Source organism: Prolixibacteraceae bacterium (assembly GCA_019856515.1).
GTDB classification, from domain to species: domain Bacteria; phylum Bacteroidota; class Bacteroidia; order Bacteroidales; family Prolixibacteraceae; genus Halosquirtibacter; species Halosquirtibacter xylanolyticus.
Genome location: CP082230.1, coordinates 1,231,087 through 1,245,049, shown reverse-complemented (window position 1 = coordinate 1,245,049; position 13,963 = coordinate 1,231,087). Strand labels below are relative to the sequence as shown.

Annotated in this window: 9 protein-coding genes; all 9 read left to right on the top strand. The window is 35.6% G+C overall.

Annotated features, from left to right (window positions below; translation table 11 throughout):
- Positions 1-109 precede the first annotated feature (109 nt).
- Entirely contained in the window at positions 110-772 is a 663-nt protein-coding gene (locus K5X82_04215) for a hypothetical protein (protein ID QZT38110.1), read from the top strand.
- Positions 773-1,345: 573 nt separating this feature from the next.
- On the top strand, positions 1,346-2,902 hold the full coding sequence (locus K5X82_04210; protein ID QZT38109.1) for a methylmalonyl-CoA carboxyltransferase: 1,557 nt from the start codon (positions 1,346-1,348) through the stop codon (positions 2,900-2,902).
- A gap of 18 nt (positions 2,903-2,920) precedes the next feature.
- Positions 2,921-3,109, top strand: coding sequence for a hypothetical protein (locus tag K5X82_04205; protein ID QZT38108.1), 189 nt, complete (start codon positions 2,921-2,923; stop codon positions 3,107-3,109).
- Positions 3,110-3,176: 67 nt separating this feature from the next.
- Positions 3,177-5,081 (top strand): pyruvate carboxylase subunit B, encoded by a 1,905-nt coding sequence (locus K5X82_04200; protein QZT38107.1) that lies wholly within the window; start codon positions 3,177-3,179, stop codon positions 5,079-5,081.
- A gap of 312 nt (positions 5,082-5,393) precedes the next feature.
- Positions 5,394-5,717 carry a hypothetical protein gene (locus tag K5X82_04195; protein QZT38106.1) on the top strand — a complete coding sequence of 108 codons (324 nt, stop codon included), beginning with the start codon at positions 5,394-5,396 and terminating at the stop codon, positions 5,715-5,717.
- A gap of 761 nt (positions 5,718-6,478) precedes the next feature.
- Positions 6,479-6,856: a PH domain-containing protein gene (locus K5X82_04190; GenBank protein QZT38105.1), complete on the top strand. Its 378-nt coding sequence runs from the start codon at positions 6,479-6,481 to the stop codon at positions 6,854-6,856.
- 442 nt (positions 6,857-7,298) lie between these two features.
- Positions 7,299-9,629: a TolC family protein gene (locus K5X82_04185; protein ID QZT38104.1), complete on the top strand. Its 2,331-nt coding sequence runs from the start codon at positions 7,299-7,301 to the stop codon at positions 9,627-9,629.
- 1 nt (position 9,630) lies between these two features.
- On the top strand, positions 9,631-10,761 hold the full coding sequence (locus K5X82_04180) for an efflux RND transporter periplasmic adaptor subunit (protein ID QZT38103.1): 1,131 nt from the start codon (positions 9,631-9,633) through the stop codon (positions 10,759-10,761).
- A gap of 52 nt (positions 10,762-10,813) precedes the next feature.
- Positions 10,814-13,900 carry an efflux RND transporter permease subunit gene (locus tag K5X82_04175; GenBank protein QZT38102.1) on the top strand — a complete coding sequence of 1,029 codons (3,087 nt, stop codon included), beginning with the start codon at positions 10,814-10,816 and terminating at the stop codon, positions 13,898-13,900.
- Positions 13,901-13,963 lie beyond the last annotated feature (63 nt).

The window sequence follows — 13,963 nt, the reverse complement described above, 5'->3', positions numbered from 1 at the left end:
GTTTTTAAATATTTATTACAATTGAGGGTTTTGTTGTTCGCTGAAAAGTTTTATTTTTGAGTTTGGATACTATAAGAAAACGAAATTCAATAATTAAAATTAGTGTTTTATGAAGAAATTAATTGCTGTTTTGTGCCTTTTGGTGAGTGTTTTAAGTTTGAACGCTCAAGATGCTAAGAAATTGAAAGATGCTGGATATGAGGCATTGAAGCAAAAGAATCTTAGTGTGGCACTAGAGAATTTTGAGAAAGCATATGCTGCTGATACAGAATTTATGAGTGAGCAGAACAACACTTTGTATAATATGGGAACATGTGCTTATAAGCTGAAAAAATATAATAAAGCGATAAAGTATTTTAACCTGTGTTTTGAAAAAGGGTATAAAGGTGAGAAGTCATGTCGATATATCTCTTTTTGTTATAAGAAGATGAAAGATTCTGATAATTATCTTGCTACGTTAAATAAAGGGTTTGAGAAATATCCAAACAGTTTGGCTATCAAGAAGTCTTTGTCTAAGTATTATTTGTTGGAGGCTAATGGTGTCTTTGCAAAAGGTACTAAAGTGTTAACACAAGCGAATGCTAAAGTAGAAAAAAAGACCTTTGATACGAATTCAGATCAGTATAAAGCTGCGCAAAAAGAGGCTCATGGTTTCTATGCTGAAGCATTGCCTGTTTGTGAAAAAGCATTAGTGATCTATCCTGATTATGCTCAAGCGAAGCAGTTGAAGGTGAATATCGAAAAAAGTCTAGAACAGACTGCTGTGAAATAATTGTTGGTGTAATAATTATTTCCAGTAAAAAAAAGAGCCGCTCTATATGGAGTGGCTCTTTTTTTTTACTGGAACCCTTTGTCGTTCTTTTATTCCTCTTTTTATTTTGACTAATGATAAATGAAAGGAATTATGGTATGGATGTTTTTAAACATAACTATTGTTGTTTAGAGAAGCGAAATAGTTCCTTTCTTTGTGTATCAGGCTGCGATTGGTGTGGGATAAAATTGGTGTGGGGGCACCATACCCTATAGGCCAAAAAAGTCTTAAATAACAAGAAGTAAATTAGGGGAATTGAGACAAGAAACTTTTTTGATTTTATATTCATTAATTGCGTGTCCATTCTTTCTAATTTTGTTACATTTGTTCTTCGGTACGAGACCCTGTGGGTTAAAGCCTTATTAAAGGTATTCGAAACTGGGGAATGAAATAAGACATCAGATTGAGAAATCTCATGTTTTAAGAAGATATTTTTTCATTGCTTAGTTAATGAAAAAGTGATAAAATAAAATTAGTATTCATCAAAGCTTGTTTTTCTGATAAGTGAGAAGCAGACAACTTAATCTCTGAGACATGAAAGTTGTTGAGAAAATTGAGTTATTAAAAGAAAGAAGAGAGAAAGTGCGTGCAATGGGCGGTGAAGCTCGTATTGCAAAACAACATGAAAAAGGTAAAATGAGTGCTCGTGAGAGAGTCGATTACTTTTTTGATGAAGGTACTTTCCGTGAATTGGACATGTTTGTTCAACATCGATCAACTAATTTCGGTATCGATAAAGTAGAAATCCCATCAGACGGTGTTATTACTGGTCATGGACTTGTAAATGGACGTCCTGTTTTTGTTTTCTCTCAAGACTTCACATCACGTGGAGGATCTCTTGGAGAGATGCATGCCGCTAAGATTTGTAAAGTTATGGATCTAGCGATGAAATCAGGAGTTCCTGTAGTAGGTTTGTGTGACTCAGGTGGAGCTCGTGTTGAAGAGAGTGTGGATGCATTGAAAGGTTATGGAGATATTTTCTTCCGTAATTCACGTGCATCAGGGGTTATCCCACAGATCTCTGCAATAATGGGACCATGTGCTGGTGGAGCAGTTTATTCTCCAGCAATGACAGATTTCATCTTTATGGTGAAAAAACAAAGTCATATGTTTATCACTTCTCCATACGTGATTAAAACAGTTACAGGAGAAGAGTCTACTTTTGAGGAGTTAGGTGGTGCAATGGTTCACAATGAGAAGAGTGGTAATGCACACTTTGCATGTGATTCTGAAGAAGAAACATTGGATCAAGTCAAAGAGTTGTTAGAGTATCTACCAAACAATAACATGGAGGAGGCTCCAGTTGTTGAAATGGGTGATGATCCAGCACGTCTATGTCCTACATTGGATACAATCATTCCTGATGACGCAAGAATGGCGTATGACATGAAAGATGTTATTGAAGAGGTCGTGGATAATGGTGAACTCTTTGAGGTACAGAAATATTATGCAACAAATGCATTGGTAGGATTTGCACGTTTGAACAATCGTTCGGTTGGTATCATTGCAAATCAGCCTATGGTTTCTGCTGGGTGTTTGGACATCAATGCATCTGACAAAATTAGCCGTTTTGTGCGTACATGTGATGCGTATAATTTGCCAATCATTACGTTTGTTGATGTTCCTGGTTACCTTCCTGGAGTACAGCAAGAGTGGGATGGTATTATTCGTCACGGTGCAAAATTGTTGTGGAGTTATGCAGAAGCAACAGTGCCTAAATTGACTGTTGTGACTCGTAAAGACTACGGAGGATCGTATATTGCAATGAGTTCGAAACATCTTGGAACGGATATGGTTTTTGCATGGCCTTCTGCTGAGATCGCAGTGATGGGTGCTAAAGGAGCGGTAGAGGTAATTTCTACTTATCGTAAGGCAATCGCAGGTGCTGAGGATCAAGATGCAATGCGTGCAGAGAAGATTAAAGAGTATGAAGATAAATTTAATACACCATTTGAAGCTGCAAAACGTGGTTATATTGATGATGTAATTTTACCTTCAGAGACTCGTGTTCGTTTGGTGGATGCTTTAGAGGTTCTTTCTACGAAGAGCGAAGCGTTGCCACCTAAGAAACATGGTAATATTCCTCACTAATTTAATTTTACTTGAAAAATGGCAGATAGAGCAAAAAAGTTAAAAGCTGCTATGGCTGCAGTCTCTTTTATTTTGCAAGAGGAGGCAGAAAATAGCCAAGTGAAAAAGGATAATCTTTGGGTTAATTCAAGTAAGAGAGCGATAATTAACGGTAGAGAGTTAACACAGCGTCGTGGTCGCCTATTGCGACCGGGTCGTGTATCCTAATCTCGAACCATTTTAGTTTAAATTTACGTAGTCGAGTTACTCGATTTCTAAGATAAGATAAAAAGATATGCAATTCGATAAACATGGGGTTCTTGATATGGCCCAAATGAATTACGATGCAGATCGTCCAAAAGCATCAAATCCAATCAAAGTAAACGATGTTTCTTTGAGAGATGGACACCAATCACTTTTCGCAACACGTGGACGTACAGAAGATATGATCCCTGTTGCAGAGATGTTGGATGAAGTAGGATTTAACGCCATTGAAACATGGGGTGGTGCCACTTTTGATACAATGCACCGTTTCTTAGGAGAAGACCCATGGGAGCGTCTTCGTGTTTTAAAGAAGCACATTACTAAGACTCCTTTTTCAATGTTATTACGTGGTCAGAATGTTGTGGGTTACCGTAACTATGCTGATGATGTAGTTAGAGCTTTTGTTCAACGTGCGATCGATAATGGAATGGATATTTTCCGTTGTTTTGATGCATTGAATGACTATCGTAACTTCGAAACAGCTGCTCAAGTTATTAAAGATAACGGCAAGCATTTCCAAGGAACAGTGTGTTACACATTGAATGAGAAGCGTCTAGGTGGTGATGTATATAACATGGATTATTACTTGGGTAAAGTAAGAGAATTGGATGCATTTGGTGTAGATTCAATCTGCTTGAAAGATATGGCAGGTTTGATGGCACCTTATGATGCTTACAATTTGATTAGTGAAATCAAGAAAATATCAGAGACTCCAATTAGTCTTCATACTCACTTCACATCAGGAATGGGTGATTTGACTATATTCAAGGCTATTGAAGCTGGTGTGGATATCGTTGATACATGTATGGCACCTTATGCGTACCGTACTTCACATGCAGCAATTGAGCCACTAGTAGTATCTCTATACGGAACAAGTCGTGATACAGGATTTGATCTTGCTCAACTTTCTAAGATTGGAAAGAAGATGGAAGAGTATATTCCTAAATATCGTCACTTGGATAACAGTCCAAAGTATGCTATCATTGATACAGATGTTATCATGCACCAGACTCCAGGAGGTATGCTTTCAAATTTGGTTAACCAGTTGAAGGCAATGGATGCTCTTGATAAACTTGATGATGTATTTGAGCAATTACCAAAAGTTCGTAAGGACTTAGGAGATATTCCATTGGTAACACCAACAAGTCAGATTGTAGGTATTCAGACGGTAAATAATGTATTGTTTGATAAAGAGCAAGGTGAGTATGCTTCTATTACAGAGCAAGTAAAAGACCTATGTTATGGTCTTTATGGTAAGACGACTAAGCCAATTAACCCTGAGGTTCAAAAGAAGGCATTGGCTGGTTATCCACGTGGAGAAGAGCCAATTACGTGTCGTCCAGGATCGATTCTAGAAGATGAAATGCCTGGTGTTAAGGATAAATTCAAAGATCTTGCAAAAGATATTGATGACGAGGTGTTGTGTGCACTTTATCCTGTGACAGGAAAACGTTTCTTGAAGTGGAAATACGGTTTGGAAGAGGTTCCAGCTGAGGTTAAGCCTCGCACAATGGAAGATGTTAAGCACGATGCAGAGCTTGTTGAAAAAGCACTAAGCGGGAAGTTGACAGACAAAGGAAGCGATGATAAGCCAGAGAACATGCGTGAGCTTGAGGTTTATGTTGATGGCGAGAAATTCGTTGTTGAGGTAGCCGATGCGAATGCAAAAGGTGGAAAACGTAAGAAGAAAGAGAAAAAAGAAGATGTTGTTGAGTTGTCTGCGGATGGCGCAATGACTGCTCCAATTCCAGGATTGATCACAGAGGTTAAGAAATCAGTAGGTGATACTGTTGAAGCTGGTGAGACTGTTCTTGTTTTGGAAGCGATGAAAATGATGAATAATATTTCAGCACCTGCTGCAGGTACTATCGAAGAGATCAAGGTTGAATCTGGAGATAGTGTTTCAAAAGGAGATGTTATGTTTGTAATCAAGTAATCGGTTTCTTTTGCCGATAATATTAAAGGGGATCTCTTATGAGGTTCCCTTTTTTAGTGTGTTAGACATGTATTTAAGCTAGCAAAGTGTCATCTTAATATGTCTCGAATTAATAGAAAACAATAGTAATTGGTTAGGATATTGGAAGTGACTGAGAATATGAAGGACTCACTACAGAATCTGATATAAGGTCAGCTAAGATCTGGGAATCTAGAGGTGGATTGGAGCGCCCAAAATTCAACTGTAGCCTTTACTATAAATCAGACAGTACGCAAGGTTGGTACTCTTTTTGTTATATATTAAATTAAAGAAATGAAATTGGGAGAATCATTTAGTGGTGCATTACGAACATTTGCATATTTTATGGCGAGTGGGTCTCATTATTATATTTCACATTTAAACTATATTGAATTGTATGATGAAGAACCTTCTGTTATTGAACAAGTTTTTGCTATTTATGCAAATGTAATTGAGTTAGATGATAATAGAGTTGTTATAAATGGAAGGTATGCTCAAGAAAGAGCTTGTCAATATATACGATTTCATATGGAAGAAGATTATGTTGTTAAACCTCCTTATGAAGAGTGGGAAACCGCTTTATGGCAACCTCCTCATCTAGAGGATACAAAACTGTAATATGAGGATGAAAAAAGTCACTAGGAGTCTGTCGGACTTAGGTGTTTTTATATTTAAACTTTCGGCCTATTATCGAGAATAAATTGAAATACGGGGTTGTCGGAGGCTTAACTCAGTAAGTTTGACCGATTCCTATTAGTAAAGAATAGAGTGAAATTATTGCAAATTATTTACTCTCTTCAGTTCGGTTTTTACTTCTATGGATTAGAGGTTTACTCTTAGGGAAACTATCTCTTTATAAAAAATGGCATGTGCCTTTGATAGGAGTGTCTGTAACTCTAAAGCACGAAAGAAGTGTTTCATAGTATCGGTGTATTCTTGTTTACAAATCTACATGAAATTATTTAAGTCAGTTCATAGATATTTTTGTTGTGACTCTTTCTCTTAATTAAACGAATCTATCATTACTGTTGTAAAATGATTTATCAATTTGGAAAGTTACGATTTAGAGGTGGTCTGAGACTTCTATATATATTAAAGTATTTACGGTTTAGTCCGATTCATTCTTTTGTTTTGGTAATTGTATTGCTTGTATCTAGATCTGGGAGATCTTATCTATTGCCTATATGCGAAGAATGATACTATGGTGAGGATGTTTATTTTTCTTTCTATACTGACGAAAATATGGTATGTATAGGTGTTTGTCAGGTTCATTTCATATATCTTTGCATCTGTTTATGATAGATTTAAAATATCAAGATCTTTCATTTTCTTCAGATTATGACTGGTAAAAAGGCAAATAAATAAATAAACATTTTAGTATGGGACTATTTTCTACATTATTGGGTACTGCAGATGAAATGGATCAAGATGATCTGGTAGAGGAGTATCAGGAACTTATGGCATACGAAGAAGAGTTGGTTGCTGGTTACAGCTTTATTCGTGATACGATTATTTTTACTAATAAAAGAATGATTATCGTAGATAAACAGGGTCTAACAGGAAAGAAGAAAGTGATGATGACTGTGGCATATAAATCGATAAGTCGTTTTTGTATTGAGACATCTGGTCATCTAGATTTTGATGGAGAATTGCGATTGTGGATTGGTAGTGAGAAGGAACCAAGTATTATTGAAGAGTTTGATAGCGGAGTGAATTTGATCGATGTGCAGAGAATTCTTGCACGATATGCATTGTAATATAATACCTTTTTTATACTTCGTTATATGTGTTTTTACCGACATGTGGCGAAGTTTTTTATTTCTGACAATATCAATTATCTAAAATGAAATCTTGTTGGTATTAATAAATATATCATAACAATAGTTATACCTGTTTTATTTTAAGAGTTGTGTATTGTCTTTATAATTGATGTAAAATATTGTCAATTAAAAGTGTTTGTTGTTTGTATTGTTATGATTGTTAGTTGATTGTGTTTTTGTGGTGTGTTAGTTGAAATAATAAATAAAAATATGGGGGATAGGTTAATGAAATTGGAGTTGTCGTTTGTTGATAAAAAGCGTGCTTTCAGTGAAAAAAATATATATGATAGGTTTTTGGTGTTTTTTTTACATCATAAATGAAGAGGAGCGAACAATTAAATAATTTTTCTTGTTATAAGATATAAATAACATTTTTTACATGAAAGCGAAATCATTGTACTATATCGGATTGTTGTCCATATTATTTATGTGTTTTTCTCCCGTGAAAGCACAAGTGAAGAAGAGGTGTTCTGTTGGTTTTTTGATTGATAAGAAAAGCCCACAGAATAAAGATCTATACCAATCTGTCCGTGATGAAGTGCAGCGTATTATTGGTAATGAAGTTACTGTCGTTTTTGATACTGTAAATATCTTAGAGAATGGTTTTAGTAAAACTGTGGCTAGTCAGAATTATCAGAGGTTGTTAAATGATTCGAATGTGGATATAATTCTTTCTCAAGGAGTATTGAGTAATTATATCTTAGAGACTAGTGTTGCTCCAACAAAGCCTATTATTATGATAGGTGAAGTGATGGAAGAGTTAAGCTCTAGTTTATGGGATGGTGAGCGAAAGAAAAATCTCTGTTATGTTGTGAACCCTTTCTCTTTAAAAAAAGATCTATTGAATTTTAAAGATTTTGTTTCATTCGAGAAGGTCGGAATTCTTGTTAATCCAGTTACATTAAATATATTTCCTATTGATGATTTTATTCGTCAAGCGTTGGGTGATACAGATATTCCATATGAGATTATCTCTGTTGGTTCTAACGTTGAAGAGTACCAAAAAAAGCTAGAAGGTTTTAATGCGGTGTATTTATTGATTGGTGAGGAGTTCACTAAATCAGAACAGAAGGAATTAGTTGATGAAATTAATAGATTAAATATTCGCTCCTATAGCTCTACCATGTACGATGCAGCTGATTTAGGTGTATTGTTTTCGGTAGGAGACACAGAAGATCAAGATCAGGTTATACGTCGTATTGCTTTAAATATTGAGTCAATAAGTAATGGTGTTGAGGCGAGTCAGTTGAAATCAAAAGTTTTGAGTAGTGAAGAGATTAATTTTAATATAAAAACATCTTATGCTATAGGTTTTAATCCTAAATATAGCCAAATGTTTCGATTGAATATTACTGGTAATGTTTTAGAATATAATGCTTCAGAAGAGTATGATCTAAAGAAAGTGTTAGTTCAAGTCGTTGATGAGAATTTCAAGTTGAAGGCTGAGAAAGAGAAAATTGCGATAGCTAAAGAGGATACAAAGTACGCAAAGAGTAGTTATCTACCTCAGGCTACTGCAACAGCCAGTGCAATGAATTTAGATCCAGCGATTGCAAAGGTTTTGGGGGAAAATAATAAATCTATAAATACCTCTGTAAAAGCAAATGTTGAACAAGTGATATACTCCCAAGAAGCGAGTTCTAATATTAAGATAAAGAAATATCAAGAAAAGGCAACTGAAGAGGAGTATTCGTCGCAGGTGTTAAATATGATGAGTGACTGTGGTGGAGCATACTATCAAGCATTGATTGCGAAGACTAATTATCAGATTGCGGATGAGAACTTGACTTTGACACGTAAGAATTATCAAATATCGGTGAATAATTTTGAAGCAGGGCAAAGTGGTAAGGCTGATGTATTGAGATGGAAGAGTGAATTGGCAAATGCAACACAGTTGCTCATTAACTCTTATTTTACTTTAAAGAGTAGTCTTTATCAATTAAATCAATTGCTTGGTAATCCTATCATAAGTATGATAGATGTGAAGAGTGTTGAGATGAATAAGGTTCTAAATAAGGGGAATTATTTTAAGCCTATTTTTGAGATTATTGATGACCCAACTCAAAGATCGCAAGTTGTGGATATTATTTCGAAGATCGCAATAGCTGAATCACCAGAATTGGCTGCATTGGGTTATAATATGAAGAGTGTGGACCGAACTATGAAAATGTATCAGAGAAGTAAATATATGCCAACTATTGCTTTACAAGGTTCGTATAATTATTCAATAGATCAGTCTAGCTCTGAGATTCCTGATCATTATTACATGTTGGGGTTGAATGTGTCTTTACCTCTTTATGATCGTAATCAACGAAATATTCAGAAACGCAAAGCAGGAAATCAGTATGCCCAAATTGCTTATGAGCAACAAAATACTCAATCATTAATTTCTCAGAATGTAAACACACTTTTGAGTGAGATGATTACTAAAGCATCCAATATAAGATTGTCACGAATTTCATCGGAGTCTGCATACGAAAGTTTAAACCTAATGCAGATATCTTATTCATCTGGAGCAACATCAATAACATCTTTGATAGATGCTCAGAAAGCTTATATAAAATCAAAGCAAGATGAAGCAAATGCAGCGACACAGTTTCTTAATGTAACACTTAGTCTACAGCGCTATATTAACTATTTCTTTGTGTTGCATAGTGAAAGTGAGAACTTAGAATATTTAATGAATTTGAAAGCAAAAATATCTCAATAAGATGAATAAAATGAATCGTAGTTATCATTCTATAGTATCTTTGGTTTGGATACTATCTGTTCTAACCATCGTTGCTTTAACTGGTTGTTCAAAGAAAAAGAAAAAGGTTGAAGAGATCCGTTTGCGCCCAGTCAAAATAGGGGTGGTACATCAACTTGGATTAATGCAAGAGGCCGAGTTTTCTGGTCATGCAAGATCAGATCAAGAGATTAATCTGAGTTTTAGGACAAGTGGTATTTTGACAACTCTAAATATAACTAATGGACAGGTTGTGAAAAAGGGGGATTTGCTGGCACGTATTGATAATTCAGAAGCACAGCTCTCTTTGGAGCAGTCGATCGCAGCTCTAAGTAGTGCAAAGACCTCATTAAATACTGCATCTTCCATTTTGGAACGTACCCGGATGTTATATGAGAAAGGTAGCTCATCATTGAGTGATTATGAAAATGCAAAAACTACATATGCAAATGATAAAGCCAATTATGAATCTTCATTGAGATCTGTTGAGATTCAGAAAAAACAGGTTGAATATGGAATTATTTTTGCGCCTACAGATGGGGTTATTACAAAGAAGGCTGTTGAGTTGAATGAGAATGTGAGTGCAGGGCAAGTAATTGCTGTACTAAATGCAGGATCACAAATGGAGGTAAGTATAGGTCTTCCGGATAATGTTATCAATTTCGTTAAGTTGAATGATTCCGCTGAAATATCAATCTCAGTTTTAAAGAACAAAATATTTACGGGGTATATCAAAGAGATTTCACCATCGTTAGATTCAGAGAACTCAACTTACCCTATACGTGTCGCTATTTCAGGAGATACTGAAATGATAAAATCAGGAATGGCAGCAAAAGTGAAGTTTAAATTTGCAGGTACGAATACCGATCGTGAAATCTTAATTCCTGTTGAAGCAGTAGGTGAAGATGGGAAAGGTCGATTTGTGTTTAAAGTAGAAAAAGAGGACGATAACAGTGCCGTTGTTAAAAAAGTATATGTGGAAATTGGAGATCTGACTACGCAAGGTTTTGTGATGAAGCGAGGGTTATCGTCAGGAGATCTTGTTGCAGTTGCTGGACTTCAGACTCTTCTTAATGGGGAGAAGGTTGCTCTACCTAAGAACTTCAAGAGGTAAGATCATGTTAAGTTAAAATGATTATTTGATAAAGCGCTTTATTACTTGATATATGAGTTTAACAAAATATGCTATAGAGAAAAATCGCATTACATTCACTATGTTATTAGTGGTGATTGTGATGGGATTACAGATGTACAAAAGTTTGCCAAGGGATAGTATGCCTCCTTATACAGTCCGTGTTGCTACAATTGTTACACAATTTCCAGGAGCTAGTCCTGAAAGGGTCGAACAGTTGGTTACTGATAAGGTAGAAAAGAAGGTTCAGGAAATTCCTGAGATGAAAGAGATCTCAAGTAACTCACGAACTGGCTTGTCTGTTGTGACTATTAAGCTTTATGACAATGTTACCCCAGTAAAACTACAGGCGGTATGGGATAAGGTCAGACGTAAGCTTGATGAAATAGATGATCTTCCAGACAATGTTGAACCTGTTCTAAAAGATGATGATGTAGGTGTCGTATATGGAATCATGGTTGGTATGGTCAGTGATGGTTTTAGTTATAAGGAGATGAAAGACCAAGCTGATGATCTCAAGGATGAGTTGATCAAGCTTGATGATGCAGCACGTGTAGAGTTGGGGGGTGTTCAAGATGAGCGAGTTTTTGTTTCATATGATGAAGCGAAGCTTCAGGAGTATGGATTGACATCATCGAAACTTCAGAGTATGATCTCTAATACAAACATTCTTAACTCCGGAGGTATGGTTGAGATGAATAATGAACGTATTATTCTTGAGCCTACTGGTAATTTTAACTCTGTTCAAGATGTTAAAGATCTTTTAATACCTGTTGGATCTAATGGACAAGTTGTCTATTTAAAAGATGTAGCGACCGTATCCGCTGGTTATGTGGAGCCAGCAAAAGCTTTGGTAAGTGTTGATGGTCATAGAGCTATTTCGCTGTCTGTTTCTTTAAAGGATGGAGCCAATATAATTAAATTAGGAGAGAAAGTTGATGAAGTTGTTGCAAAATGGAATAGCAAGCTTCCTTATGGCTTGGAGGTAAAGAGGTTAGCTTCGATGGATAGCTATGTGGATAAAAGTATTAGGAATTTTATATCTAATTTGATTCAATCTATTGCGATTGTGTTACTGGTTATGTTATTCTTTCTTGGTACGAGAACAGGAATTGTGGTTGCGAGTTTAATTCCAATTGTCACGATTCTTACACTATTATTAATGGGACTTCTCGGTGTAGGACTCAACCAGGTAACTTTGGCTGCACTAATAATGGCTTTAGGAATGATGGTGGACAATGCGATTGTCGTCTCTGAATCGATAATGGTTCGAATGGATCAAGGAGAGTTAGCTAAAGATGCTGCAATTGCTTCATGTAAAGAGTTGGCCATACCTCTATTTATATCAACATTGACCACATCTGTGGCATTCCTATCATTTTTCCTTGCAGATTCAGTCATGGGCGATATTATGGGGCCAATATTTGTTGTAATCACAATTGCACTTCTGTCTTCATGGGTTGTTGCGATGACTATTACAGCAATGTTCTGTGCTTTATTTTTGAAAGTAAAGAATGTGCAAGAGGGTGTTGATCAGAAGAAGTCAATTGTAGATAAGGCTTTTGATGGTATTACTAATTTTTATAAAAAGTACATTATTAAGGTGCTACCATATAAGGGGTGGGCTGTATCAATCGTTATTTTACTCTTTTTTCTCTCTATCTGGGCTTTTAGATTTATTCCTTTTACATTCTTCCCTGATAGTGATAGAAATATGATTACTGTTGATATAAATCTTCCTTTAGGGACAAAAATTGAACGTACATCTGAAGTTGTTGCGCAAATAGAGAAGTTCATGGAAGATTCGATTATGGTTGGATTGGATCGCAAAGAAGGTGTTGTCGATTTTTCTTCATTTGTAGGTCAAGGGCCTTACTCTTATGATCTTGGTTATTTTCAAGATGAAGCAAACTCTTCTTATGCTCATATGTTGGTTAATACTACATCATTTGAAGTGAATCAGAAGGTTATTAATATGATAGACAGTTTTGGATTTCTTAATTTTCCAAACGCTGATATTAAAGTTGGATTACTGAAAGGAGGAGGCGGGGGTACTCCAATTGAAATAAAGGTCTCTGGTGATGATCCTGATGAATTGGCACGTATTTCAGAATCTGTGAAATCTAAATTAACCTCTGTTTTTGGTACAAAGAATATAAAAGATGATTGGGGGCCTAAGTCTAAGAAATTGGTTATTGATATTGATCAAAATAAGGCACAAATGGCTCAAATAACAAATCAGGATATTGCTACCTCTTTGCGTACTGTTCTTGATGGGTTTAAAACAGGAGATTATAGAGAAGATGATAAATCAATACCAATATTACTTCGTCATGAAGGTAGTCAGCAGTTGAATTTTAAAGAGTTAGAGAATATTAATGTTTACTCTCAGTCTTCAGGGAAGTCTGTGCCGCTGTCACAAGTTGCGCATATTGTTCCACAATGGCAGTATAATAAAATTAAAAGGCTGGATTTGATTCGCAGTATTTTAATCTCTAGTGAGTTGAATGATGATGGTAATGCTGCTGCAATTATGAAGCAGATGATTCCTTGGCTTGAGGATCAGATGAAAGAGTGGCCAGATAGCTATAAATATGAATTAGGAGGGGATAGCGAAAACACTGCAGAAAATATGGGTGCTGTGTTTAAATATATTCCTCTCTCAGCCTTTCTAATACTGTTGCTTTTGATAATTCAATTTAATTCAGTCAAAAAAACAATTATGGTAGTATCTACAATACCTCTTGGTGTTATAGGTGTTGTATTTGGGCTATTGATTTTTCAATCCTATTTTGGTTTTATGGCATTCCTTGGAATGATCTCTTTAGCTGGTATTGTAATTAATAATGCGATTGTACTGATTGATAGGATTGAAATTGAACAGTCTGAGTATGGTAAACCTTTAAAAGAGGCTATTGTAGATGCAGGTGTTCAGCGTCTTAGGCCAATTCTTTTGACGACATTCACAACTTCACTTGGGTTGATACCGCTTTACTTAGGTGGAGGTTTGATATGGGAACCAATGGCAATATCCTTAATGATTGGTCTTCTATTTGGTACAATTATTACTTTGGTATTTATTCCATCTTTATATGCGATTTTTTATAAAGTAAAATATTAGATTGAGATTTCGTTTTTCATAGTTATGAAAAGGCTACATCCATAAGTTTAGGGTGTAGCCTCT

What these genes read in the sequence shown, in the direction of transcription:
- K5X82_04215 (QZT38110.1), top strand. Translation starts at nt 110, where the DNA reads ATGAAGAAATTAATTGCTGTTTTGTGCCTTTTGGTGAGTGTTTTAAGT.
- K5X82_04210 (QZT38109.1), top strand. Translation starts at nt 1,346, where the DNA reads ATGAAAGTTGTTGAGAAAATTGAGTTATTAAAAGAAAGAAGAGAGAAA.
- K5X82_04205 (QZT38108.1), top strand. Translation starts at nt 2,921, where the DNA reads ATGGCAGATAGAGCAAAAAAGTTAAAAGCTGCTATGGCTGCAGTCTCT.
- K5X82_04200 (QZT38107.1), top strand. Translation starts at nt 3,177, where the DNA reads ATGCAATTCGATAAACATGGGGTTCTTGATATGGCCCAAATGAATTAC.
- K5X82_04195 (QZT38106.1), top strand. Translation starts at nt 5,394, where the DNA reads ATGAAATTGGGAGAATCATTTAGTGGTGCATTACGAACATTTGCATAT.
- K5X82_04190 (QZT38105.1), top strand. Translation starts at nt 6,479, where the DNA reads ATGGGACTATTTTCTACATTATTGGGTACTGCAGATGAAATGGATCAA.
- K5X82_04185 (QZT38104.1), top strand. Translation starts at nt 7,299, where the DNA reads ATGAAAGCGAAATCATTGTACTATATCGGATTGTTGTCCATATTATTT.
- K5X82_04180 (QZT38103.1), top strand. Translation starts at nt 9,631, where the DNA reads ATGAATAAAATGAATCGTAGTTATCATTCTATAGTATCTTTGGTTTGG.
- K5X82_04175 (QZT38102.1), top strand. Translation starts at nt 10,814, where the DNA reads ATGAGTTTAACAAAATATGCTATAGAGAAAAATCGCATTACATTCACT.